Origin of the sequence: Paraglaciecola sp. T6c (genome assembly GCF_000014225.1) — a bacterium.
Classification (GTDB): Bacteria; Pseudomonadota; Gammaproteobacteria; order Enterobacterales; family Alteromonadaceae; genus Paraglaciecola; species Paraglaciecola atlantica_A.
Genome location: NC_008228.1, coordinates 485,396 through 511,721, shown reverse-complemented (window position 1 = coordinate 511,721; position 26,326 = coordinate 485,396). Strand labels below are relative to the sequence as shown.

Below are 26,326 nucleotides of genomic sequence, written 5' to 3'. Positions count from 1 at the left end.
GTTAAATTCTAATAATGTGACTGTCGACTTGCCCGTTATCAGCCAGTTCAATGACGCGATATCCCGGCGCTTCACCACTGGCGGAGAATTCTTTGCTGTTTGCCCACTGCCAGCATGTAGACGGCGCAGACATAAATACGCAATCTTGGCTGCGTGTTTCGCTCGCTTGATGAATATGCCCATAAATCACAGCTTTGATTTGCGGCTGCTGCTCAACATTCTGAATAAACTCATCGCGGTTACGCCAAGGATGGTTGTCCATCCAGCCACCACACGCATAAGGATGATGGTGCACCACCAGCAAATGGTGTTGCTGTGGGTGCAGGTTAACTTGCTCATTCAGGTACTGAAGTTGACGCATGGATATTTCACCCGAGGAATCATCAGTTTTGGTATTGAGACCATGAACCTTCCAATACGGCCCCGCGCTCGTGGATAAAGGCCATCCTGCCAAGTGATTCAGCTCATTATTTAATGCCTCAAGGTGGTCGTGGTTACCTGGAATGACTAAAAGTGGCGCGCTAATCTTGCTTTGTTGCCACAGTTGACTAAAAAGCTGATAACTGGCTAAACCCTTAACAGCATCGTTTTCAGCACTGACATCACCGCTCACAATGACCATATCTGGGTGACAAAGGCCCACGTTTTTTAACACGGCTTGCAAGGTAGTGTAAGGATTTATGTTTTGATAACCCGCATGGCGTTTATCAGCAAACAAGTGACAATCTGAAATTTGCGCCACTTTAAAACTCACGCCAACCTCATCGCGTTACGCGCTCGCCGCTTGCAGTTGATCTTTGTGTTTCGAGCAAAACAGTAACCACTCACTCAAGAATAAGTTCACCATCTCTTTTTCATTTCTTTGATGCATTTTGATATTGGGATACTCATAGCTAGGCTGCAGAGCACCAATGTGTTGAGATTCAATCACCTCGGCCAGTTGCGCATCATGATACAAACGAGCACGCACCACTGGCCGCATAAAATCGGGGCCATTAATTGACTCTTGGGACATGATGACAGTGCTGGTATATCGGCTACACTCGACAATTTTAATGCTGTAATTCAAGGATTTATTCACCTTGAACTGATATTCCAAGTCTTCAGTATCACAATCAGGTAAAAGCTTAATCAGACGCACGTAATTCATCGCACACACCCGCTGAATACTCGGCAGGTGAGGTACGTATTTACGTCTTAAATCTTGTTCATTCTTTCCAGTCATCAAGTACTCGTTGTTTATTCATAGCAAACCATTGCAGCGCGATAAGTGTCGCTGCGTTGTCGATCTTTCCTTGATTAATCCACTCCAGAGCTTGCTCTTCTGGCACTCGGTGCACCAAAATATCTTCACTCTCATGGTCGAGTCCATGCACACCTTTCGCTTGACTCGCATCAACTTGGGCCACATATATATGTAACCTTTCAGTTGTGCCGCCTGGGCTAGCAAGATAACTGATGGCCTTCTTAAGGTGGGTGATCGTCACCCCCGCCTCTTCATGCGCCTCGCGATAACATACCGCTTCAGGTGTTTCGCCCGGGTCAATGATACCAGCCACAATCTCTAACAACCACGGCGAATCCGATGTGGCCATAGCGCCAATCCGAATTTGTTCAATCATAACGAACTCTTTTAAATGGGGATCATATGGCAGAACCGCAACCGCATGCCCACGTTCAAATATTTCTCGCTGTATCAAGTCACTCCAACCGCCTTTGTACAATTTATGCTTGAAATGGTACTTCACCATTTTAAAAAAACCGTCGTAAAGTGGTTCTTTGCGGGTAACTTCCACGTCTTTGCTGGAAAACTGCTGAATTTTAGACATACATCCCCTTTCAAATTTAGTCTTTAGTACCATATAGTGGAGCAATATTTAGCGGTTCATGGCCAGTATAATATTCTGTTACACTTGAGCCGTCAGTTTTACGTCTGGATGTTTCGTGTTCACGCTGAATGTATTTAAACTTTAGCGTCTTAGAATGCGACATATAGTAAATCTAAAAAATAATGGTCTCGATGCCACCAGTAAAATTCATCAAGGAACACACATGAAAAAAACACTTCTTTCGCTATTGATTGGCTTTGGCGTATCGAATAACGCATTTGCTGACGACTTACTAAGCGTATATCAGCAAGCATTACAAAACGATCCAGCCACCTTGCAATCAAAAGCAAACAGAGAAGCGGCTTTTTCTGATATCGAAATCAGCCGCGCAGGCTTGTTACCCCAAGTATCATTGAGCTTGCAGGCAGCAGAAACCTATGGCGATTTAGACCGTTCAACTAATGACGTTACAGTGAATTTATCACAAACTATCTATGATCGTTCGCTTTGGGTTGGTTTAGATCGCGCAGAGCTTGTTGCGAGTCAATCAGATGCTAGCCTTGCGCTAACGATGCAAAACCTTATTTTACGCACGGTTAGTGCTTATTTTGATACTCTTCAAGCCCAAGATGATTTAGCGTTTGCTCGCGCCGAAAAACGCGCCATTGCTCGCCAACTTGAACAAACTAAGCAACGCTTTGAAGTGGGTTTGACTGCCATTACTGATGTGCACGAAGCACAAGCACAGTACGATACTTCAGTTGCAGCCGAAATCAGTGCCGAAAACGCAGTTGAAACCAATCTTGAAGCTTTACGCGAAATTACAGGCGTCTATTATCCAGACTTGAATGTGCTCAATACTGAGCAGTTCTCTGCCAGCTTGCCAACCCCAGCGAACGTCAACGATTGGCTAAAAACTGCTGAGCAGCGAAATTTGGAATTACTGGTATCCAATGCCAGTGTGGATATCGCTAAGTTTGATATTAAGAGTGCTCGTGCTGGGCACTACCCAACTGTCGGCATAAGCGGTAGTGCCAATAGTAATGACACCGATGGTTTCGCTATTAACCCTGGTGCAGGTGGTAGTGACCGTTTTAATACCTATGGTGTGACGTTATCTGTCGACGTGCCTTTGTATACTGGTGGCCGAGTATCTGCCAATGTCGACTCTGCAAAACACAGATTTGTTGCCACCAGCGAAGACCGCGAACGTATTCACCGCTCAGTTATCCGCAACGTGCGCTCAAACTACAATGACATAAAAGCCGCCATTTCACGTATTAAGGCGTTTGAGCAGGCAGTCGTATCTGCCCAGAGTGCATTAAAAGCCACAGAAGCCGGCTTTGATGTGGGTACCCGTACTATTGTTGATGTACTGGACAGCACACGTAACTTGTTTGATGCCCGTCGTAACCTATCAAGTGCTCGATACGGTTATGTTGTTAGCACGCTCAACCTGAAATTAGCCGCTGGTACGTTATCCATCGAAGACGTAACAGACATTAACCAAGGTTTATCTGCGCAAATTAAATAACGCGTACTGGTTTACATTGCACTTCGCATAAAAAAGCAGCTCAGGCTGCTTTTTTTGTGTTCGTTTAACGCTACGCGTGACTGCTTGCTAACATGGACAGCGCCACCGCTTCAGCCACTTTAATGCCATCAATACCGGCAGATAAAATCCCACCGGCGTACCCAGCGCCTTCACCTGCAGGATAGAGCCCATTAACATTTACACTCTGGAAATCAGCGCCACGCTTAATGGAAATAGGCGATGAGGTACGCGTTTCGACCCCAGTTAACAAACCATCTGCTTTGGCAAAGCCTTTAATTTGCTTATCAAACGCGGGAATAGCTTCACGAATAGCGCTGATAGCATAGTCCGGTAAAACCTTGGATAAGTCCGTAAGTTTTACCCCTGGCGTATAAGAGGGTTTCACATCCCCTAGCTCTGCCGATGCTTTTCCTGTCAAAAAATCGCCAATCAGCTGCGCTGGAGCATCGTAATTGCTGCCGCCCAGAGCATAGGCTTGCTCTTCAAGTTTGCGCTGCAAATCAATGCCCGCCAAAGGATGCCCAGGAAAATCTTTGTTGGGCTCAATGCCTACGACTATGGCGCTATTTGCGTTGCGCTCGTGGCGAGAATATTGGCTCATGCCATTGGTTACCACACGGCCCTCTTCTGAGGCCGCTGCAACAACGGTGCCGCCAGGGCACATACAAAAACTGTATACCGCACGGCCATTCTTACAATGGTGCACCAGTTTGTAATCTGCCGCGCCCAGAATAGGGTGACCGGCACTTGGGCCGAAGCGACATTCATCGATCATGGATTGCTCGTGCTCTATTCTAAAGCCGACGGAAAAAGGTTTGGCTTCTATATATACGTCACGCTCATACAGCATTTTAAACGTGTCTCGAGCACTATGCCCCACAGCTAATACAGCATGGCGACACGATAAATGTTCCCCCGTTGATAAGCTCAAGCCCGTCAACTGACCTTGCTCAATATGCACGTCATCGACTCGGGTACTAAAGCGAATCTCGCCGCCTAGTTCAATAATTTGTGCACGCATGCGCTCAACCATTGCCACCAGCTTAAACGTACCGATATGCGGTTTACTTACATACATAATTTCATCGGGTGCGCCGGCATCAACAAACTCGGTAAGCACTTTGCGCCCGTAATGCTTGCGATCTTTCACTTGGCTGTACAATTTGCCGTCTGAAAATGTGCCTGCGCCGCCTTCGCCGAACTGTACATTTGATTCAGTATTAAGCGGCTTTTTACGCCAAAAGCCGAACGTGTCTTTAGTTCGCTCACGGACTTCTTTACCGCGCTCTAAAATAATGGGCTTAAAGCCCATTTGCGCTAACAATAGGCCTGCAAACAAGCCGCAAGGTCCAAGACCGATTACGACTGGACGCTCAGTTAGTGCCTCAGGTGCATGACCCACAAATTTATAACGGGTATCTGGTGATAATCTGACGTGGGGATCGTTCTCAAACTTAGCGAGTAGGGCCTCTTGCTCAGCAACGTCCACGTCTAAGGTGTAAATCAGTTGGATATCAAACTTATTCCGCGCATCAAAACCACGTTTAAATACAGAAACTTGGGTTAACTGCTCTGCGCCGCATCCTAATTTATCAAGTATCGCTTGGGTGAGATCAGCATCTTGGTGATCAAGGGGCAATTTTATATCAGTTAAACGCAGCATAGAGATATCCAAAAGGTAAACGCAGGGACACAGCCCAGATAAAAACAATAAGCCGAGTATTTTAAGCCATGCGCGCTCGCCTGTCTGGTTTATTAGATAATATATTCCGTGCATGAACAGCCTCTAGGCGTCACATCAGCCTTCATCTACCTTGGCATCTTGTATTTATACGGCTGATAAGTATGATCGGCGCCATTATCGATTAACCAAGACTGTGCCCATGACATTTGTAGTCACCGACAACTGTATAAAATGCAAATACACCGATTGTGTTGCCGTATGCCCAGTGGATGCTTTCTTCGAAGGGCCCAATTTTTTGGTGATCGACCCCGACATATGTATCGATTGCGCGTTATGCGAGCCAGAATGCCCTGCCAAAGCCATATTTCAGGATGATAAGTTGCCACCCGGCCAAGAAGCCTTTAACGAGCTCAACGCGGAATTATCGAAAATTTGGCCGAATATTATCGAAGTCATTCCGCCTCCTGCTGATGCAAAAGAATGGGACGGCGTGCCTAATAAAATTGAGTATTTAGAAACCTGATTAGTCAACACCACAAGAGGATGTCTCTCACTCACACTTTGTTTGAACCTGTTATCACTAAAACTATTGCACATTAATTAAGCATAATCATTTCACTGTCCCAAGCTTTGTTGATAATTGTAGATACACCTTCTATCTACAAAGTCGATTTCGCCCATGTCAGATAATAAAGCAGCACCTTCCATTCCTCGTGATAAAGAGCACGATCATAGCCAGAATATGGCACAGCAGCGCCGAACATTTGTAAAAGAACACACCCAAAGCGAGCTTAGTCATGTGGGGCATTACTCCTTAAGCCCAGAGCAAACCGCGGGCAATATTGAAAATTTCATCGGTGTTGCCCAAGTGCCCATCGGCTTAGCAGGGCCAGTTAAGGTCAATGGCGAATATGCGAAGGGTGAGTTCTACGTGCCACTTGCTACCACAGAGGGCACCTTGGTCGCTAGTTACAACCGCGGCATGCGGGTCCTCAGCGCCGCTGGTGGCGTAAAAGTGACAGTTGTCGATGATGTCATGCAGCGTGCCCCAGTGTTTATTTTTGAAGATGCCCGTCAAGCGCAAACTTTTGGCAATTGGGTAACCGACAATTTCGAGGACATAAAAGCACAAGCCGAAACCACCACCAGCGTGGGAAAACTACGTAACATCGAACAGTACGCTGCCGCGCGCATGCAATATTTACGGTTTAATTTCACAACCGGTGATGCTGCTGGGCAAAATATGGTGGGCAAAGCCACGTTTGCGGCTTGCGAATGGATGAAAGCAAACTTCCCTGGGGTCGGCTTGCAGCGCTATAACTTGTCTGGTGCCATGGATACCGACAAAAAACACTCCCAGCTGAATACCCTTCACAGTCGCGGCAAGCGGGTGATTGCTGAGGCAACCATCAGCAGTGAGATTTTAGAGTCAAAACTGGGTGTATCAGCACAAATGCTGTTTAAAATGCGTCAAATATCCAATATGGGCAGTTTTATGGCCGGCTCTATAAATAATGGCTCCCATTCGGCTAACGGAATTACTGCCATGTTTATCGCCTGCGGCCAAGATGCCGCCAATGTGGCAGAATCATCCGCCGCTTTATCGTTTGTGGACGTAGATGAGCAAGGTAACTTTTATATCGCTATTACCCTGCCCTCTTTGATTGTTGCGACCTTTGGTGGCGGTACTGCCCTTGCCACACAAAAAGAATGCTTAGAAATGATGGATTGCTTCGGTGAAGGTAAAGCACGCAAACTTGCAGAGATTATCGGCGCTACCGTACTTGCAGGAGAGCTGTCATTAAGTGCCGCCGTGTTAGCAGGCGACTGGGTGACCAGTCATGATGCCCTAGGGCGTAATCGCTAAGTTAGCGGGTATAGACAGTAAGTTCATTTAAAGCGCGTACATAGCGCTTTGATGGCTCTTTACTAATCCCCGACCGGCGAGCGCCAGCGAAGCCGTTTATTCCGGCTCGTCACCACCCACTAAATAATGACTTAGCCCAGCGCGCAAGTCCGTAGGTAAAGGCGTAGGCATATGTGACGGACGGTCCACGTAAACATGCACAAATTGCCCAACGGCACTCGCCTGCTCACTGCCCTCTGAAAATACCGCTAATTGATACACCACCGAGCTGTTACCTAGTTTCAACACCGTTAAGCCGATATCTAGCACAGCTGGGTAGCTTACCGACGCATAATATTGGCAGCGGGTTTCAACGACCAAACCAATCGGACCTTGGCCATCAAGATGTAGCCATCCGTTATCGATCAGTAAGCGATTTACCACAGTGTCGAAGAAACTGTAATAAGCGACATTATTCACATGACCGTACACATCATTGTCCGACCAACGAGTGTCAATTGTGTCGAAGTATCGAAAGTCGCTACGCGTAGGGGGGGATTTTTTATCTGTCGTCGACGTTGTCATCAGTATGACTCCATTTTTTGTTGTTGATACCACTTAACGCGACGGCCATTTGCACTGTGCTTATTAAGCCACTTATTGACGTATTTACTGCAGTACCTAGCGTCAAAATTATAGGCTATCGCTTACTCTGAATTATTCTCACCACGCCTCTTGATATAACGCGAGAGCATCATCAAACGTAACCGTTCGCGGATTATTGGTTAACAATCGCGTTTGCAGCATGGCCGCGTTGGCTAAATCCGTTAGCGCAGCTTGCTCAATACCGTAATCTCTTAGTCGCTTGGTGATGCCAAGGTCGTGACAAAACTGCTGCATATATTCAATAAAACCCAGTGCTTGCTCCCTCACGCTAAGCCCAGCTAATTGAGGGTTAACGACTACACCTAACTGGGCATATTCTTGCTCTGCGTGTGCCAAGTTGAAACGCATCACGTGAGGCAGCATAAGTGCATTCGTTAAACCGTGAGCCATATGATAAATACCGCCTAATGGATAGGCCAACGCGTGCACGGCCGCCACTGGGGAGTTAGCGAATGCCTGCCCTGCGAGCATGGCGCCCAATAGCGTAGCGCCTCTGTGATCTAAGTCTTTACCGTTTACATAGCAACGAGGAAGATGGGTCGACAACAATTGCAATGCTTTTATCGCGAGATTATCTGATAACGGGTTTTTCTTATGTTTGCTGGTGAAAGCTTCAATGGCGTGCACCATAGCGTCGACGCCCGTTTCTGCCGTGATATGTGCTGGTAACCCCACCGTTAGACAAGGGTCAAGCAACGCCACATCGGGGTATAAAACCGGTGATACCACACCAGCCTTGGTTGATTCACCCGTGGTGACAATTGAGATAGGGGTAACTTCTGAGCCTGTTCCTGCGGTAGTAGGTATCAATACCAATGGTTTACGCTGAGACGTGACTAAATCGACTCCGTACATGTCGGCAAGGTTTTGTTGCTCCATAGCCAACACAGCAGCGAGTTTAGCGCTGTCCATAGAGCTGCCGCCGCCAATACCAATCACCACTTCGGCTTTTTTCGCTTGTTCAGCTGCCGCCAAAATAATGGCTTCTGGTGGGTCAGCCTGCACGCCATCAAACACTGAGAATGTTATGCCAGCCACATCCAGTTCAGCGAAAACAGGATCAAGCACACCTGCGTTTAATAAACCTTTATCAGTAATGACGAGAATCGATTTTGCATCAAAGCGGGATATCAACAGTGCAGGTAAAGACAAAGCCGCATTCACCCCAAAACGGATATCGCCTACGGTTTTGAACTCAAAGTCATTGTTTGTATGCATCACTGCCAACCTTAAGGCTGAAATTGAATATAAAGATGCTAGCAGAGAAGTTTTAGCCTCATGCTTTATCGTAGTGATACATTTAGCTCAGCACTCGTTATAGATAACGAGTTAAAGATGACGTGCTATCGGTGAAGATGATTAGTGACGGATGGTTCGTAGTAACTGATGCCAGTTGCCTCACGGTAACTAACTACAGGGCTAAGATAAAAAGTTGGCTATTAAAAGAACGGAAGAAGTAGACCAAAGAAAAGTAACGTGTTGAACAGCAATAGAATATGCCTGAGCGCGTGCACCAGGCATATGTAACATGGATTTAATCGTGCAGTATTTGCGCTTGAAAGAACCAAAAGCTAACTAAGTCTTTCATCGAGCCCACTAAATCTAAGTAATTATTAGGTTTCGTTAAATATGCATTACACCCCAGCATATGACATTCTTTAATATCGATGTCAGAGTCAGAGGTGGTAAACATCACCACAGGGATATGCTTAAAAGACGGATTTTGCTTAATATCGTCTAATGCTTCCCGGCCCGATTTTCGCGGCATATTTAAATCTAATAGAATGATACTAGGCAACGTTTTCGCATCGGCTAAAAAGCGTGTCAGCTCCTCTCCGTCATTCACGAAGCGCAGTTTGTCTGTCCCTATTGCGTTGTCAGCTAATGCATCTTGAATCAACTCTTGATCGTCCAAGTCGTCATCCGCGACCAGAATATAATTCACTGCCCTGAGCTTTTTAGATATCACACCAGAATCTTTATTCACACTAAACACAACCTTCTGTACTTTAGAATGGTAACGGTTCAACCTGAGTGACCGTCCGTGTAATTCTAATATTTATAATGCAAAAGCATCGTACCTATGACCCAAGTTTAAGCATGATAAATCGCTTGCTATGCCTGAAACCACGTAAAAAAACTAACGGCTAATAATATCACAGCCGGTTAGTCTAAGATAAGTTAAAAGCGTAATATTATTCTACTGCTTCTGATCTTATTGGCAACGTAATAAAAAATGACGCGCCTTGACCAAATTGAGACTCAGCCCAAATTTTCCCCTGATGTCGATTAATAATTTTTTTGCATATCGCTAAGCCTAGACCAGTCCCTGAATACTCAGCTTTTGAGTGTAAACGCTCAAACAAACCAAATATTTTTTGCTCATGCGTTTTTGCAAATCCAACGCCATTGTCTTTAAATTCAATGGTGACAAAGTCTTCGTCTTTATCGTTAAGGGCAATAACAATGTGCGGAGGGACGTCCTCTTTAGTGAATTTTAGGGCGTTCTGAATGATATTTTGCGCCACACGGCGAAGCTGGTTTTTATCTCCGTACACTGTGCCAATATGATCGATTGAGAAAGCTGCCTTTTGCTCTGTCACCAACACTTCTAAATCCATGATCACATCTTCAATAATGTCATCAAAATTCAAAGGAACAAACTCGTCATTAGATCTGTGGATACGTGAAAAGCTCAGCACGCCTTTAATCAGCGCCTGCATTCTTTCTGCTGAGTTCATCATCTTGGTTAGATAATCATGGCCTCTATCGCTTAACGTGGCCTCTGTTTGCTGAATACGCCCACCAAACGACTGAATTTTACGAAGCGGCTCTTGAAGGTCGTGTGAGGCAACAAATGCAAAACGCTCTAGCTCACGGTTAGATTCTTCAGAGGCGGCTAAGGCTTCCACTAACTCATCTTGCATTTTTTCTTTATTAGCAATTTCTTTTTTTAGTTCGTCGGTACGCACAGCTACTTTGTGCTCTAACGCTTCGTTTAGTAACTCAAGACGCTCCGATTTTGACAACACATAGTTCACTATCGTGTCTCGGAATTTCAAAGCGCTGGATAACTCTACCGCTTCCCAGGCTAACGATTGGTTTTTGACATTTTCACGCCATAAACGAAAAGAACTTCGCGGCATCAGCCTATGGCTGCCATCATCTAAAAACTCGATCGTTTTTTCAGGTTTCCCTCCCCAATCTTTGGTTTGTTCAACCTCTTGCCTAAACCATATCAAGAATAAGTTACTAACAGAGGAGACAGACAAGATGAATACGCCACTGGCAACGTCACTGATATCCATAAAGTCAGGGTTATCTTTACCTAAGGTCTTTGTATGGTAAATCGTATCTGTGACTAACTTGGTTGATGTCGCCCAGTTAAAAAGCGCTTCTATGCGATCAGGGCTGGGGGTTTTGCCAAAGCATTCTATGTCTTCTTCTAGTCGCCAGGCCACGCCTGATGCGTTCATCATACGCATCAGATTGTCTGTTTCTTCACGCAAACCATCTGTAAAGAAAATACGCTCAGCCATTTTTGCGGTGATCGACGCATTTAACGATAACACCGCCGAATCACGGTGCTCAGCATCAGCTTGTACTTTTAATGAAATCAAATAAGACAACATCAACCCCATGTATAAAGCCACTTCACGCGTTTCAAACGGCACTACATGAGAGCGATAGTGATGACATGCAATTAGCCCCCACAACTTGCCCGACACCACTATGCTGATCGACATAGAGGCATTCACCCCCATGTTACGTAAATACTGACAATGAATAGGTGACACACTGCGCAGCGTCACCTTACTCAAGTCAACAGGCCGATCATTTGGGTACAACATAGACTGCTTGGCGTTAACATCAGCAAGCAGTCTAATGGGGTTTTTAACGTACAGCTCCCTCGCCTGCTTTGGTATATCTGACTCAGGAAAGTGCTGTTTTAAAAAGGAGTTCAACTCAGGCTTTTTAGCCTCAGCAACAACTTCACCGTTATAGTCCGCATCAAACTTATACAACATGACGCGATCAAACCCAGTAACTTTGCGAATTTCGTTAACTGAATAAGCAAAAACGTTATTTAAGTCTTGGCTTTGGGCCAAGTCATTAAGCGATAGATTAATTAAATTTTTAACGGGATTAAACGAACTTGAACTAGCAGATAACGCGGGCTCTAATTCAATGGCCAATAGGTCGTCGTGTAAGCTCAGTATGGCATTGTAAGTTGATTGTGTTTTGATACTCTCGGCTTGCGCGTCAGTCACCGGCCCCGTGGTATTAGAGTTCAGCGCTTGAGCGAGCGCGGCAATCGGTGTCGTTTGCTGTGGGTTAACCTCGTGAAAGCCTTTATCGAAATCGAGCGCCTTTACCTTTGTGGCGAATTCGCGGTCAAATATTGAATCCAATGACTGCCCAAGTAACGCGTCTAGCGAGCATTGCATTAAGTCCGCCACGTTTTCACTGCAATACTGTAATATCAGTGTTTCTGGCTCAAACAGTAATAGATAGCCATGAGGTTGAATCGAACCTGGGATATGGATGGGCTCTTTATGACAATTATCCAGTGTCACATCAAACGGTTTATTCACAGGCTTATTCCCTCCAAACAATCATGAATATATTCGAATGCTAATTCTGCGCCTTGCATGATTTCATCACAAACATCAGGATTCCGCAGGTAGTATTGCTGCAATACAGTTAAAAATTCGCCCCAGCGCACCATTCGTTGCTCTTGATAGCTATTGAAAAAGGCTACGCCGTGATGAGTATCTAACCAATCGTGTCGAGTTAATCGGGCCTGAATATGTTCACCGCCTAAGGTTGCACCTTCCAGAACATACATCATACCCATCGCCTGAGCTGTCGAGTGCAATTCAACGTTCGGTTTAACATTTTGGCTTAAATCGTCTTTCTTACTGGCGCGCATTGGAATGTCATGCTCAAGATCCAACAGCGTCTGTTTCATATAAGCGATATCGTTGTTGATAAATGCTTGCTTACTGCGGTTTTTATAGGCTGCTTTAGACTCAGGGAAAGTAAGCAGTGCTCGCTCCATTGAGACATAAGCCGCTTGCATGGCCATCAATACCTGCAAATATACCTGCGCACTCAAATCACGGTGAAATAAAATTTTTGACAATCTGCCTTCCACTTCTCTGTGCAGGCCCTGGGTGCTAGTTTTAAGAAGATGACCTATGGATATAGCTTCCGCTTGGGTATTCATCATATTACTGATACTCGTGTCTTGTTTGCTTCGCGCAACAATCCTGTATTTATATTGAGCTTCATTTCTGACTGAAAAGCCTCCCTCGTGACAAAGCTTCTGCGCTAGAAATTTGCAAGGTGCAAGACGAGTTCAGCGACCTCGCTTATTTATCGCGTCGCGGAATAATGTCTTGTCATTTATTTGGAATTTCGAATTATTTTTAGTTATTTAATCTAACAAAAAGTTATTTTCGATGCTTTTATCAGAATATCACGTTTGGTTTGCACTTCATGCATTACGCTCTGGTTTATACACATTCACATACCAATCCTCAATTGACAGCAGAGCAGAATCCAATATTCTATCGACGATTTTTTATAAACTTCGTGAGTCCATGAACGCTTTATCCCTACAAGCCAAATTTATTCGTATTCGTTCGAACAAGCTGTTCGAGATTTTTGTGATTTCGGTGATCATATTTTCCGCCCTGTTAGTGGGCGCGAAAACCTATGAAATGTCCGTGACCATGTACCACGTGACACAGTTTTTAGATTGGTTTATCAGCGCGTTCTTCTTAACTGAAATTACCATTCGGTTTTTAGCTGAAGAGCGAAAGCGGGATTTCTTTAAGAACTTCTGGAATATATTCGATACCTTGATCGTTATTGTCAGCCTTATCCCCGCTGAAGACGCTGATTTGGCCGTTATCGCTCGTCTGGTCAGAGTATTTAGGGTATTGCGGATGATTTCTATCATCCCTGAGTTACGCATACTTTTAGTCTCTTTGGTAAAAGCCTTGCCTCAACTTGGTTACGTTATGCTACTGATGTTCATCATCTTTTATATCTATGCAGCGATAGGTAGCACCTTATTTGAGAGCATTAATCCAGACCTTTGGGGGGATATCGCCATTTCATTATTGACCTTGTTTAGAGTCATGACGTTCGAAGATTGGACCGATGTCATGTATGAAACAATGGAAGTTTACCCATTGAGTTGGGTGTTCTATCTGACCTTTATTTTCTTCACCGCCTTTGCTTTTTTGAATATGGTTATTGGCATAGTCGTCAGTGTAATGGAGCAGGAGAATGAATTGGCGCGCAAACAAAAGGCCAAAGAAGATGCTGCTGAGCACGATTTAGAAGAAGAGCCGACGCTTAGTGATTTGCTGGTGCATATCAAAGATTTACAGCTTCAGGTTAAGCAGTTGTCTCCACATACTATGAAACAGGAGAAAGAATAAATGCATATCGTATGTCCCCATTGTTATGCCATTAACAACGTCCCTGAGAGCAAGGATCATACCCAGGCTAATTGTGGTAAGTGCCAGCAGAAGCTGCATACCCATCAACCGTGCCAGCTCACCCAGCATCAATTTTATCGCTACATTGAGCGAAACCACTTGCCGGTTCTGGTCGACTTTTGGGCCAGTTGGTGCGGTCCGTGCAAAAGCTTTGCTCCTGTATTTGCCAAATTAGCCAACCAAACGGATAGCGTATTATTCGCCCAGTTAAATACCGAGCAAGCTCAGCAGATCAGTAGTGAAGCCGGTATCCGTAGTATTCCGACGTTGATTTTGTTTCATCAAGGCAAAGAAATCGATCGTATTTCAGGGGCTTTAGGTGAAGCGCAATTAAAGCAGTGGATAGTGCAAGCCGTACAAAAATGTTAGCCAGCTTACCATTGGCCATTTAGCGCTATAAAAAAGCCCGTGACGTGTTTCCGTTACGGGCTTTTTTTTTTAGTAAAAGCGGATTATAGGTTGTTGATTAATCGGCGTATTTGGCTTTCAATTGAGCTTGGCGAGCAATATTTTCCTCAGTTTTCATTTCACGTTGTTCCAGCTTGCGTTTGCCTAGCAACGTGCTGCCCTCGAGGAAAAGTGCTTCCACGTAATTGAGATAAATCTCTTCATTGCGCATTTTGTCATTCACAACCGCATCGTATTGTTTCACTGCTTTTCGGTATTCTTCCTTAGCCACCAACACTTGGGCATAGGTATCTACTGCGGCAGCATTATCAGGGCGCTGTTTTACCGCGCTTTCAGCGTATTCCAGGGCTTTGTCTAGCTGATTTTGCTGTAGATACAAATAGGCTAAATTATTCAGTGCAACAAAGTTGTTAGGGTTTTTCTGTAATAAGGTTTGATAGCTAGCAACAGCTTCGTCATCACCACTATTAATTTGCCTTTCGGCCAACATCATTAAAGCAGCACCGTCGTTCGGTGATACGTTTAAATGGGCTTTAATCGCACTCAGTGCTTGCTCTTTTTTATTTAATCGCTCAAGGGTAAACACCCACAAGACTAGATTTCTGCCATTTGGTAAACCTTCATAGGCAGCATGAGCATTTGGCTCGGCTTGCTCAAAATCACCATCAACAATCAGTAAACGTGCTCGAAAGCCCTTTACAATGGGCATACTTTTTAGCTCTTGCGGTATTGCCTCGTAGGCCTTCCTTCCTGCGTCCATATCTTTATTCATCAATAAGAAATGCGTGTTAAGCAATTGCATTTGAGTGTCGTTGCGCACCGCTAAGAAACCTTCGCTTAACTTGACGCCTTCGGCAAATTTGCCCGTGTTGTCCAGCAGGAGTAACTTGCCCACGACGGCTTGTTTGTCGTTCGGGGCAATGCTCAACCACTTGTCATAATGATCCTGTGCGCCCTGCAAATCACCTGAACGAATCAGCGCTTGGCCTTTCCCCTGCCAATAAGCAGGTGGCAAAGATTCATTTTGATCAAATTTAACGAACTGTTGCAGTGCCTGGTCATATTGCTTTTCAAGCAGCAATACACGGGCATACAACATACTCAGCTCTTGATTGTCAGGCGCCTTGTTCAGCGCGCTCTCAATAACCTCAATACCTTGCTGTGTTTTACCTTGCTGTTTATTAAACAGATAAGCCGTCGCCAATGCTGGCGTATAATCAGGAAAACGATTAAGCAAAGCCGTTAAGCCTGATTGCGCTCGAACCACATCTTTTTCGGTAATAGCGATGTTGACCAAGCCCAGCGCTGCGCCTTTGTGTTCAGGGTCAATGCGCATCACCTGCTCAAACTCGGCTTTCGCATTGCTTAGATCTTGCTGTTTACTGAACACTTCGCCAGCCAGCAAATACGCGCTGATGTCATTGGCATCTTCAGCTTTCCATTGCTGCGCCAATTCTAGGGCTTTGTCATATTGCTTAGTGGTGATGTAGGCAGTAGCGAGTGTTTTTTTAGCACTCTCAAGTTCAGGTGACTTTTCCAGTGCCTCTTCTAGATTAACGATACCATCAAGATTATTCAGCGAGAGTTTAAGCAAACCTAAACGTGTGAGGTCTTCTGCCGTGGTACTGATACTGGAAGATTTCTCTACTAGCTCTTGGGCGTCTTTTACATTTCCCTGACGCAATAATTCATAACTGGCTTTTGAAAACAGTTGCGCATCTTGCTCGTTGATTTGCTCCATGCGCTCCAGCACATCCCCCGCCTCAGCATTCAAGCCCAGCTGTAATTGGCTAGCAGCCAGTAAACGCAAACCAGGATGGTTGCTAGGCAAACTGCTAGCCACTAATGAAAGGTGCTGCTGAGCGGCCTCAAAATCTTTTTGCTGGTATGCGGCATAACCTGCTATTAAACGTAGCGAAGGATCATTCATACCATTTTGAATACCTAGCTCAGCGTATTTCTGGGCCTCTCCATAGTCTTTATCCGCTATTCGTGCAGCCGCTTTAAGTTGATTGAGCAAACCATTCTTAGCATTCACGGCCAATAACTGATCGAGGTAGGGTTCCGCTTTTGCCGTTTCCCCTAAATCTACCCACAGTTTGGCAAGCACAAAGGTGGTCTGTAAATCATCGGGATACAAAGACACATATCGGTCAAACGCTTGAGCCGCCGCTTTCGGGTCGCCCAAGCTTAAATGCAGTTGCGCCAAAAGTTTAAGGACTTCAGGATGATCAGGGTGGCTATCTTTGATATTGCTAAGGCTTTGCAGCGCCAGAGGATAATCTTTATCAAGTATGTCTTTATAAGCTTGGCTCAGTGACTTGAATACGGAATCTGTCTGTAACTGCGACTGATCAGCGATGATCGCGCGCGCATCATCGGGCTTATTTAATCGCACTAAAGATACGATTTTGAAATAACCAATTTCCGCTTTGTCCTCATTACTCAGGTCGACGTTGTTATCTTCCATTTCACTGATAGCCGCATAGGCGCCGGTTCGTTGGTAGGCGCGGGTCAGCAACGGCAGCACCTTAGCCCCATCGTAACCATATTCTAATGCGCGACTGAGTTCTTTTTCAGCACTCTCAAATTGCTTTTCGTCAAGGTAAACTTTACCCAATTCAAAGCGCGCTTCTGGCGATTTAGGGGCTAATTGTACGGCGGTTTTCAACGAGATAATCGCCGAAGCACTGTCATTTTGCGCGATAAATTCTTGCGCGGCTTGGATATGTTCTTCACTAGTTTGCTGCCCACAACTGATCAACATCCCTAGTGATAGTGCGATTATCGTTTTTCTCATTTTATTCATCATCCATATCCTGGTTCTTCACTCTTTTACTTACCGCGACATTGCAGCTTGTCACCATGCGCAACGGGTAGTGTGTTATGCCTGAAACCTTTGAGCGTGCAAATGCGACAAAATTATCTTACTTGAACACTTGGTGTAGTGAAACGGCCAATCGTTGCAATTTCAACGCAATTATTTTCAGTTATACTCGACTTTGCTTAACGGTTTAACTCCGCCAGAATCACCTAAGAGTAATTTTTCACCCGGAATTTTATTCACTGAGTATTTGTTACCGTAAGCGACACCATTAAACATGTCAGTTTTATTTTAAATTCGTGACAATTCTGCACTTTTTTAATGGTTATTTTTCATTGCGTTAACGCATTGATAACAAGTTCATCAGAGATATTCAATAAATACAGATTAGTTTAAATAAAACGCGGCCTAACGTGGTGTATAGACGCGATTTCTCATATAATACTTCTTTTGTGTATCCACGCTGGTTTGTTTTAGAATTTGACTGTGAAATCTAAGTTAATCCTGCGTGTTTCTAACTAGGGATAATTAATGACTGACACTGTCGAATTGACTTTTAAAGACCTCAACCTACCTGCCGAATTGCTTCAAGCTTTAGAAAAAGTAGGTTACGAAAAACCAACCCCAATCCAAGCTCAATGTATTCCGCTAATCATGGAAGGTCACGATCTTCTTGGTACTGCGCAAACCGGTACGGGTAAAACAGCAGCATTCGCATTGCCAATGCTTGCAAACGTGGATGCTAACAACAGCAACACTCAATTATTAGTTTTGGCACCGACTCGCGAATTAGCGATTCAGGTAGCTGAAGCCTTTCAGGTATACGCTAGTTTCTCTCGTAAACTTAACGTATTACCTATTTACGGTGGCTCATCTTACGACAACCAAATTCGCCAACTAAGACGTGGTGCACAGGTTGTAGTCGGCACGCCTGGTCGTGTAATCGACCACATCAAAAAAGGCACGTTGAAATTAGATAACCTTAAGTTCTTGGTATTAGACGAAGCCGACGAAATGCTACGCATGGGTTTCATCGATGACGTTGAGTGGATTTTGAGCCACGCACCAGCAGAGCGCCAAACTGCGTTGTTCTCAGCGACTATGCCTGATCCAATCCGCAAAATTACTAAGCGTTACTTGAGCGATCCTAAACAAGTTAAAATCGAATCTAAAGTTGCTACCGCTAGCACCATCAAACAGCGTTACTGCCAGGTGGCTGGCCATCACAAACTTGAAGCCCTTACCCGTATTATGGAAGTGGAAGAGTTTGATGCAGTGATTATTTTCGTACGTACTAAAACCGCAACCATGGAGCTTTCTGAGAAATTGTCTGCTCGTGGCTACGCTGTTGAGCCTCTTAACGGTGACATTCCGCAAAACTCACGTGAACGTACTGTTGAACGTTTGAAGCGCGGTAAAATTGATATTCTTGTAGCAACAGACGTTGTTGCACGTGGCCTTGACGTTGAACGTGTAAGTCACGTTATCAACTACGACGTGCCTTACGATACAGAATCTTACGTTCACCGTATTGGTCGTACTGGCCGTGCTGGTCGTCAAGGTGATGCAATACTGTTCATCTCACATCGTGAGAAGCGCATGTTGTTCTCAATCGAGCGTGCTACACGTCAATCGATTGATCCTATGCCAATCCCATCAATCTCTCAGCTAAATGAAACGCGTTTGAGCCGCTTCAAAAGCAGCGTGATTGAAGCGATCGGTGACAGCAGCATTGAGACATTGATCCCTATCGTTGAGTCAATTCAAGCAGAAACCGAAGCCGCACCAGAAGTGATTATGGCTGCATTAGCTAAGATTGCTCAAGGTGACGAGCCGCTTATTCTGAAAGAAGGCGACCGTCCTGACCTGAACTCTGCCCCTCCTCGTGGTGACAGAAATGACCGTGGTGGTCGTGATGATCGCGGTGGACGTGGTCGTGAGCGTGGCGGTGACCGCGGTGGTGACAGACCACAACGTGCTCGCAAAAGCAGTACGCCAGAAGAAGGCATGCAGCGCTACCGTATCGAAGTAGGTCATACTCATGGCGCTAAGCCTGGCAACATCGTTGGCGCGATCGCTAATGAAGCAAACATCAGCAGTAAAAATATTGGTGCTATCGAGATTTACGATAACTTCAGTACCGTTGATTTGCCGAAAAATATGCCTCGTGCAACGCAAGATACATTGCAAAAAACCCGTGTTGCCGGTCAGCGTTTGAACATGCGTGAATGGTCAGATCAGCCTCCACGTCGTCGTGGTAAGCCTGAATAAGCTAAGCCTGACGCAGCCCTTTTATGCGCCTCTAATTGGCGAATAAAAGTGAAATTGCTAACAATATAAGAAGAGGCCAGTGGCCTCTTTTTTTATGCCTATTAAAAAGTCTTGCTTAAGGCTATGAGAACCACTTCCATCATAACTAAAAAGAATATCTTTTCTGATTACAATGCTTTATTTAACTAAGAAGAACCCGCAGAATAGCATCTATATTAAGAGTTTTAAGCGTTAGCGAGCCCTATGCAATATTTCCCTATTTTTGTTGATACTAAAGAGCTGAACTGTCTCGTTGTCGGTGCAGGGGAAGTGGCTGCCCGTAAAGTGGAGTTGCTGTTAAAAACCTCAGCCACTATCACAGTGGTTGCCCCTTGGGCCTGTGATACGGTGCAACGCTTAGCGGATGAAGGGCAAGTCACACTGCACACTCGTGGGTACGAATCGAGTGACCTCACGGCCAAACAATTAGTCTTTGTCGCCACAGACGACAGCCAATTAAATATAGATATCCATCACCAAGCTAAGGCACAAAATATTCTGGTGAATGTGGTTGATAATACGCCTTTGTGTCAGTTTATTACCCCTTCAATTGTTGACCGCTCGCCGATTATTATCGCCATGAGCAGCGGCGGTGTTGCGCCTGTTCTACTGCGCTATTTACGCCAGAAACTCGAGTCTGTTATTCCGCAAAAGGTCAGTTTGCTGGGGCAGTTTTCAGAAAAATTCCGTGAAACCGTTAAAGCCCGCTTTAACTCAGTGACAAAACGCCGTTACTTTTGGGAAGATATCCTCGATGGCGATGTCGCCGAACAGGTTCTACAAGGCAACAACAGCAAAGCCGAACAGATGATGCAAGACAAACTTGCCCTTGACGAGCATGACTCGGGTAAAGGAGAGGTGTACTTGGTCGGTGCTGGTCCAGGCGATCCAGACTTACTAACATTTCGCGCGCTACGCCTAATGCAAAAGGCCGACGTCGTCGTGTATGACCGCTTGGTATCCAAAGAAATATTAGAACTGGTGCGCCGGGATGCAGAGAAAATATACGTGGGAAAAGCCCGCAGCTTGCATACCGTGCCACAAGATGAAATTAACGCGCTACTGGCCGATTTAGCCTTAAAGGGGAATCGAGTCGTGCGTTTAAAAGGCGGCGACCCTTTTATATTTGGTCGCGGCGGTGAAGAAATAGAGACCCTAGTGGAAAAAGGCGTGAGCTTCCAAGTGGTGCCTGGCATTACAGCCGCCAGTGGTGCTGCCAGTTACGCTGGCATTCCCCTGACCCACAGAGATCACGCCAAGTCGGTGGTATTTGCTACTGGTCACTTACGAGATAACAGCATCAACTTAAACTGGCCCATGCTGGCCCAGCCTGAACAAACCACTGTATTCTATATGGGGTTAACAGGCTTGCCTGTTATTTGTGAGAAACTCATTCAGCATGGCCTACCGGACACCACTGAAATTGCACTGGTGCAATCGGCAACGACCACAGAGCAAAAAGTCGTGGCCGGTAACTTAGCAAATATTCAACAAAAAGTGGCAGAAGCCGGCATTAAACCACCGGCGCTTATCATTGTTGGTTCGGTGGTCAGCTTACGAGAGAAACTTAACTGGTTTGGCGCTGACGCTTAAGGTCAACGCCGTTCACTGCTCTTATCATGTCACCCGGCTATTCAGGCTTTTTAGCTAAGAAGATGGTGTGCTTGATACCTTTATCTGCTCTGGCTGATGCGATGCGCGTATCGACTTTGTAGCCGACATTTTTAAGGCGCACTTCAAATAAATAATCTGGGCCCGCAGACCAAATCGCCAGTACGCCTTTTGGCCGTAGCATCTGCAAAATAGCCTTGAGCCCCACTTCTGAATATATCCAGTTGTTATCAGCATGCGTCAACCCTCTTGGGCCGTTGTCTACGTCCAACAAAATTGCGTCATACGTTTCGCTCTGTAGAGTTAACAGCTTGGTTACGTCCCCTACTTTTACTTGGGTTCTAGGGTCTTTCAATGGGTAGCCGGAACACTGCCCTAATGGCCCTTGGTTCCACGTAACAACATCAGGAATAAGCTCGGCGACCGTGACACTCGCCGATTTATTCAGCACACTCAAGGCAGCAGTTAATGTATACCCCATGCCTAAACCGCCCACCAGCACATTGGCGTTGTCCACATCTTTCAAATGACCGCAGCCAACTCGAGACAGAACTTTCTCGGAATTAAAAACACGGCTATTCATCAATTCACCGCGCTTGCCAGCGATACGAATTGAAAATTCTTTACCGCGCTGATGTAACGTCAGTTCACCGCCATTATTCGGTATTTGCGCGCTGTTGATTTGCGTCCAAGGGGTCATAGAATACCTAGTGTGTAATGAGAATGTGGGATCATTGAGTCATGACTCATAGAGTAAAATATCAGTGAGTGCGGCTTCAGAGATTAAGCATAGTGAAAAAAGATAATCAGCTATAAGCAAATGATGCGCTTTTTATTGGCGCGCACTCTACCATATTTTCGCGCCTATTCTTAACATTCAGCTGGCATTCGCGCGAAAACTACCAGTAACGCTCCTGCGTAATCTGACCTGGTGAGCGACGTAGATGCTTCTTCAGCCCCATGTTTTTTAGCGTCGCCATAGCCTCTTCGATCATTTGTGGATTGCCGCACAACATGACCTGACTTTGCTGGGCGCTTAAGGGCGTATTGGCTGTGTTGATGATAGCTCCTGATTGCAATAATTCAGGTATACGCCCGTGCAATGCACCTTTACCTTCTTCTCGACTGACAATAGGTAGGTAACTAAATTGAACTGAGTGTTGGCTTTTACACTGTTGAATAAATTCGCCGTACGCCAAGTCATTTTGATACCGGGCCGCGTAGACTAAAACGACTTTTTTATACCGCTGCCAAATCTCTTCGCCCGCAAGAATAGATAGAAAAGGCCCAACTCCTGTGCCTGTGGCAATCAGCCAAATATTGTCGCTGTCTGGTACTTCATTTAACACCAAAAAGCCCGTCGCTGGTGCCATAACCTTTAGCCCATCACCTTCACGTAATTCATGTAATTTAGGTGACAAAATGCCTTCCTCTACCGGCACAGCCATAATTTCCAATTCGCTGCTACGTGGGTGGCTGACTAAAGAATAAGGCCTAGAAATGACGGTGTCATCTTGAGCGATGCCGACTTTAGTAAATTGGCCTGGAGTATATTCAGGAAAATCAGCGCACTGAAAACGTAAGCTAAAAAGATGGTCGTTCCAATCAATCCGCTTTGTGACCTTTGCGTCTAACCACTGTGCCATAAAACCTCCCACTAAATAGACTGAGTTGAAACGCTACCATGATAATTCTGTTGATGCAGAGGAATTTATATTCCGCAATATTGAATTTACGGTGTCTCCCTTTACTAAAAACCCCGTTTTAGCGACGTGCTGAAACGGGGTACAGGCTTTCAATTGTTACTGACGCTCTTGTGCATACTTGCACAGAGCGCGGGTCATACGTTTATCTACTCGCCAAAACGCATTTTGAACTCGATGCCGTAAAAGCGTGGGGCCCCCGCGACAAAAGTTGGGTTGCCAAAGCCGCCACCGGTATTACCTGCGTCCACTAGATATTCTTTATCAAGCAAGTTACTGGCAAACAAGTTTACTGCCCAATCTTCATCCGCACCTGCAATACCGATGCGGGCACTGACTAAGCTGACGGAATCTTCACTGATGTCTAAACCTGATATTGGTGCATTCGCCGGTTCAAAGAACACGTCTGAGCGGTAGCTGTACACTAAAGAACTCGTTAGGTTATAACCTTGCGAAAGTGCAGTCGCGTAGAACATGCCGACACTGGCTGTCCATTCCGGCTGCAAGCGAAAGCGATTGCCCGCTAGGTCACCGTTTGTGCTGTCGTCGTCTATGGTTGCATCTAAATAAGCTAGATTAGCGAATAGCTCAAAATCAGCACCTAACAGGGCACGCACTTCTGCTTCAGCGCCAACATTGGTCGCCGAGCCAGCATCTGCGGCATATGCCACGCCCTCGTCATCTAACAAAGTAACTTGGAAATTTGAATAGTCTTGATAAAACACCGAGGCGTTATAATTCACAGATTTATCGAACGCTTGTCCTTTGATGCCCGCTTCGTAGTTCCAGATGATCTCAGCTGGGATTTCAGTAACAGACTTCTCACCCGAGCCATCTTCCCCGCGAACTGACGTCACATTCAACACATCAGAGCGGCGACCTTTAGAAATGGTCGCGTACATATTGATGTCTTCATTTAAGACGTACAACATATTAAAGCGTGGCAACCAATCATCGTAGTCTTCTTCAGCACGGAAAATCTGACCTTCTGTGTCCACGGTAAACAGTTCACTGCCAGTTAATACACTTGCAGGCGCATCTGAGCGATAACCACTTTTTTTGTCTTCACGCACATAGCGTAAACCGGCGGTTAGCTCTAGCGCCTCATTCACGGCATAAGTCACATCAGCGAACGCCGAGTAAGCATCGGTCTCGCCGTAGTTTTCAAACTCTAAACGATACGGCAAAAGCTGAGCAGCCCCTTCAGTTAAAATGGGCGTGAGCACAGGAACAGAGCCATCGTTTGCTACGCATGGCTGCGCAAGAGCAGCAAAGGCCCCTAGGCAGTTCAAAAAGACAGATTCCTCTGAGCTAAATGGCACTGCTTGACTACCGTCTTCGGTGAAATAGCTCACACCGGCGATAGTAGTCAGTTTGTCACCTTGATGAATCATGCGAAATTCTTGGCTGAATTGATCGCCAGTGGCATCTTCAGCAAATTCTAAGAACCACGCTTGCGTGCCATCGGCATCAAATACTTCCAGTGAATCAAAGCGACGAGAAGCGGAAATTGAGGTAAACGTTAAGTCTTGGTTAATGTCCCAATTAACCGTTAGGTTCAGATCGTCAACGGTGCGTTCTACGCCCAAATCTTTGCGGCCAAACACCTCTTGGGATAATGGACTACCTGACATTTCCACAAAACTAAATGCGCTGGTATCGCCACCAGTGGGTGCAAATAAGCCATTTTTAAACGATGTTCCCGTGTCGTCATTTTTTTCGTGGGTATAAACTAAGTCTATGGTCAGCTCATCACTGGGTGTAAAACGTAGCGACGGGCGAAACGCTGTGCGCTCAATACCATGCATGTCTTCCTGATCGAATCCGTCAGGGTTTTGCGAACCCGCTTCCCCTGCAATATTACGAATGAAACCATCACGCTGGCGATAGCTAAAGGCCAATCGCCCCTGCACTTGGCTATTGCCGCCAGTCACGAACCCACTGAGGGTTTCAGCTGAATAATTGCCCACACTGGCCTTTATTTCTGCACCGAATTCTTCTTGGGGTTTACGGGTGATAACACTTAACGCCCCCACTGATGCTGCCGTGCCAAACAGGGTCGCTTGCGGGCCTTTAACCACTTCAATACGCTCTATATCAAACAATTCAAAATACGAGCCCCGAGAGCGGGATACGTCAGCACCGTTATAGTAAATCGACACACGAGGCGCCGCCTGTGACGAACCACTGTCTGAGGTAATCCCCCGAATAACGAAACCCGGGTTGTTCGGGCTTTGTTCTTGAATCACCAAACCAGGGGTTATTTCGGATAAGGTGTCGAGCTCGGCAACCCCTAAACTCTCAAGCAACGCACCATCGTAGGCACTGATACTGACAGGCACATCTTGAATTGACTGATCGCGTTTTTGCGCCGTCACGGTAATTTCTTCGATTTGATGCTGATTACGTGACGTCTGCCCGTAAGCATTCGTTCCAATAACCCCTGCAACAAGAAGGGCTAGCTTACTAACGGTAAAAATAGAGGATGTTATTGTTGTCATGTGTGTTCCATTTAAGAGTGACTGCGATATAAGCGCAGCAAAGGTACTCAGTAAATGCGAAACTTACATGACCATTTTATGACAAATAGATGACGTAACCGATCATGGCAACTATTTAATAACATTGAATATTTTATATTTATGATGGTGAATAAGCACAGCTTATAAAAACGCAAAAGCCGATGAGTTTGAAGTGACACTATCGGCTTTTTTTTACTGACTCAGTGGCCACTACATGTAGTGCTCAAATATCAAGTAAGCAAGTATGAAGTGATAAAAAGCAGGCTATTTACCTAATGTAAACTTAGTGTCTTCGTCACGTAGTAGGTATAGCGCGAAACATGCTGCCCACATAGGCCATGCAGCAAAGAACAATAGGTTATTGAACGCATCAAAGTATTGAGCAAAAGCTGAAAGCGTAGAGCCTCCGTGCATTAAGAAAATGAGCCCATAAGTGAAACGTTTTTTAATGCCCGTCACAAACGCCAATACCAGCAGTAGCTGCAAAGCGCCCATAATGTAGGCAACCGTCTCACCTAAACCAGGAATAGAATAAAACTTATCGAAGATAGCGATGCTATGGCCTGGGTTAACGAATTTGTCCATTGTCCAAATAAACATCACAATAAACACCCCAAGGCGTAGAGCCAATAAAGACCACTGTAGACGGGTTCTTACATCGTTAGATACCGCTTCACTCATTTTTGATTCCTTGATTGTCACTATTTACAGCTTATTAATAGTAAGCTGGTCGCTATGTCGGCGTTAGTGAATTTAAAAAAGCGCCACGCCTGCTTGTACAACAGCGATTGGCAGGATAACTACAACAAAAGTAGATACAGCACCAGACCGAGAAAAACGAAAAATATTACAC

Annotated in this window: 21 protein-coding genes; 7 read left to right on the top strand and 14 right to left on the bottom strand. The window is 45.4% G+C overall.

Features of this window, described 5'->3' with window-relative positions:
- Nucleotide 1 precedes the first annotated feature (1 nt).
- The 3 genes from PATL_RS02235 to nudF are packed head-to-tail and all read right to left on the bottom strand — an operon-like array spanning nt 2 to nt 1,829.
- The gene (locus PATL_RS02235) at nt 2-754 is read right to left on the bottom strand and encodes a metallophosphoesterase family protein (protein ID WP_011573360.1); all 753 of its coding nucleotides are present in this window, start codon (nt 752-754) and stop codon (nt 2-4) included.
- Nucleotides 755-769: 15 nt separating this feature from the next.
- Nucleotides 770-1,225 carry a DUF1249 domain-containing protein gene (locus PATL_RS02230; RefSeq protein ID WP_011573359.1) on the bottom strand — a complete coding sequence of 152 codons (456 nt, stop codon included), beginning with the start codon at nt 1,223-1,225 and terminating at the stop codon, nt 770-772.
- On the bottom strand, nt 1,209-1,829 hold the full coding sequence (gene nudF / locus PATL_RS02225; RefSeq protein ID WP_011573358.1) for an ADP-ribose diphosphatase: 621 nt from the start codon (nt 1,827-1,829) through the stop codon (nt 1,209-1,211). Before nudF ends, PATL_RS02230 begins: the two co-directional genes overlap by 17 nt.
- 223 nt (nt 1,830-2,052) lie before the next feature.
- Here nudF and tolC point away from each other — a divergent pair, with 223 nt between their 5' ends.
- Nucleotides 2,053-3,363, top strand: coding sequence for an outer membrane channel protein TolC (tolC, locus tag PATL_RS02220; protein WP_011573357.1), 1,311 nt, complete (start codon nt 2,053-2,055; stop codon nt 3,361-3,363).
- 70 nt (nt 3,364-3,433) lie between these two features.
- Here the strand turns inward: tolC and PATL_RS02215 are convergent, their stop codons facing one another.
- A complete protein-coding gene (locus tag PATL_RS02215) occupies nt 3,434-5,047 on the bottom strand; it encodes an NAD(P)/FAD-dependent oxidoreductase (protein ID WP_011573356.1) in 1,614 nt (537 codons plus the stop codon).
- A 220-nt stretch (nt 5,048-5,267) separates the two neighbouring features.
- Here PATL_RS02215 and fdxA point away from each other — a divergent pair, with 220 nt between their 5' ends.
- Complete coding sequence (gene fdxA / locus PATL_RS02210) at nt 5,268-5,591, top strand: ferredoxin FdxA (protein WP_011573355.1); 324 nt, start codon at nt 5,268-5,270, stop codon at nt 5,589-5,591.
- Nucleotides 5,592-5,747: 156 nt separating this feature from the next.
- Nucleotides 5,748-6,935, top strand: coding sequence for a hydroxymethylglutaryl-CoA reductase (locus PATL_RS02205; RefSeq protein WP_011573354.1), 1,188 nt, complete (start codon nt 5,748-5,750; stop codon nt 6,933-6,935).
- Nucleotides 6,936-7,031: 96 nt separating this feature from the next.
- On the opposite strand, the gene PATL_RS02200 is transcribed toward PATL_RS02205, so the two are convergent.
- From PATL_RS02200 to PATL_RS02180, 5 genes are all read right to left on the bottom strand, one after another.
- Nucleotides 7,032-7,499 (bottom strand): acyl-CoA thioesterase, encoded by a 468-nt coding sequence (locus PATL_RS02200; protein WP_011573353.1) that lies wholly within the window; start codon nt 7,497-7,499, stop codon nt 7,032-7,034.
- A gap of 138 nt (nt 7,500-7,637) precedes the next feature.
- On the bottom strand, nt 7,638-8,798 hold the full coding sequence (locus PATL_RS02195) for an iron-containing alcohol dehydrogenase (protein ID WP_011573352.1): 1,161 nt from the start codon (nt 8,796-8,798) through the stop codon (nt 7,638-7,640).
- Between the two features lie 316 nt (nt 8,799-9,114).
- Nucleotides 9,115-9,567 (bottom strand): response regulator, encoded by a 453-nt coding sequence (locus tag PATL_RS02190; RefSeq protein ID WP_011573351.1) that lies wholly within the window; start codon nt 9,565-9,567, stop codon nt 9,115-9,117.
- Between the two features lie 208 nt (nt 9,568-9,775).
- The gene (locus PATL_RS02185) at nt 9,776-12,175 is read right to left on the bottom strand and encodes an ATP-binding protein (protein WP_011573350.1); all 2,400 of its coding nucleotides are present in this window, start codon (nt 12,173-12,175) and stop codon (nt 9,776-9,778) included.
- Nucleotides 12,172-12,810: a biliverdin-producing heme oxygenase gene (locus tag PATL_RS02180; RefSeq protein WP_301547051.1), complete on the bottom strand. Its 639-nt coding sequence runs from the start codon at nt 12,808-12,810 to the stop codon at nt 12,172-12,174. Before PATL_RS02180 ends, PATL_RS02185 begins: the two co-directional genes overlap by 4 nt.
- 376 nt (nt 12,811-13,186) lie before the next feature.
- On the opposite strand from PATL_RS02180, the gene PATL_RS02175 reads away from it, so the two are divergent.
- Complete coding sequence (locus PATL_RS02175; protein WP_011573348.1) at nt 13,187-14,035, top strand: ion transporter; 849 nt, start codon at nt 13,187-13,189, stop codon at nt 14,033-14,035.
- A complete protein-coding gene (gene trxC / locus PATL_RS02170; RefSeq protein WP_011573347.1) occupies nt 14,036-14,464 on the top strand; it encodes a thioredoxin TrxC in 429 nt (142 codons plus the stop codon). It abuts the gene before it with no gap.
- A 97-nt stretch (nt 14,465-14,561) separates the two neighbouring features.
- Here the strand turns inward: trxC and prsT are convergent, their stop codons facing one another.
- Nucleotides 14,562-17,303: an XrtA/PEP-CTERM system TPR-repeat protein PrsT gene (gene prsT / locus PATL_RS02165; RefSeq protein ID WP_041714188.1), complete on the bottom strand. Its 2,742-nt coding sequence runs from the start codon at nt 17,301-17,303 to the stop codon at nt 14,562-14,564.
- Between the two features lie 555 nt (nt 17,304-17,858).
- On the opposite strand from prsT, the gene PATL_RS02160 reads away from it, so the two are divergent.
- On the top strand, nt 17,859-19,598 hold the full coding sequence (locus tag PATL_RS02160; RefSeq protein WP_011573345.1) for a DEAD/DEAH box helicase: 1,740 nt from the start codon (nt 17,859-17,861) through the stop codon (nt 19,596-19,598).
- Between the two features lie 243 nt (nt 19,599-19,841).
- A complete protein-coding gene (gene cysG, locus PATL_RS02155) occupies nt 19,842-21,230 on the top strand; it encodes a siroheme synthase CysG (protein WP_011573344.1) in 1,389 nt (462 codons plus the stop codon).
- A gap of 37 nt (nt 21,231-21,267) precedes the next feature.
- On the opposite strand, the gene PATL_RS02150 is transcribed toward cysG, so the two are convergent.
- From PATL_RS02150 to PATL_RS02135, 4 genes are all read right to left on the bottom strand, one after another.
- Entirely contained in the window at nt 21,268-21,948 is a 681-nt protein-coding gene (locus tag PATL_RS02150) for a hypothetical protein (protein WP_011573343.1), read from the bottom strand.
- 199 nt (nt 21,949-22,147) lie between these two features.
- Nucleotides 22,148-22,894 carry a ferredoxin--NADP reductase gene (locus tag PATL_RS02145; protein ID WP_011573342.1) on the bottom strand — a complete coding sequence of 249 codons (747 nt, stop codon included), beginning with the start codon at nt 22,892-22,894 and terminating at the stop codon, nt 22,148-22,150.
- A gap of 206 nt (nt 22,895-23,100) precedes the next feature.
- Nucleotides 23,101-25,452, bottom strand: coding sequence for a TonB-dependent receptor (locus PATL_RS02140; protein ID WP_011573341.1), 2,352 nt, complete (start codon nt 25,450-25,452; stop codon nt 23,101-23,103).
- A gap of 285 nt (nt 25,453-25,737) precedes the next feature.
- Nucleotides 25,738-26,154: a hypothetical protein gene (locus PATL_RS02135; RefSeq protein WP_011573340.1), complete on the bottom strand. Its 417-nt coding sequence runs from the start codon at nt 26,152-26,154 to the stop codon at nt 25,738-25,740.
- Nucleotides 26,155-26,326: the final 172 nt, after the last annotated feature.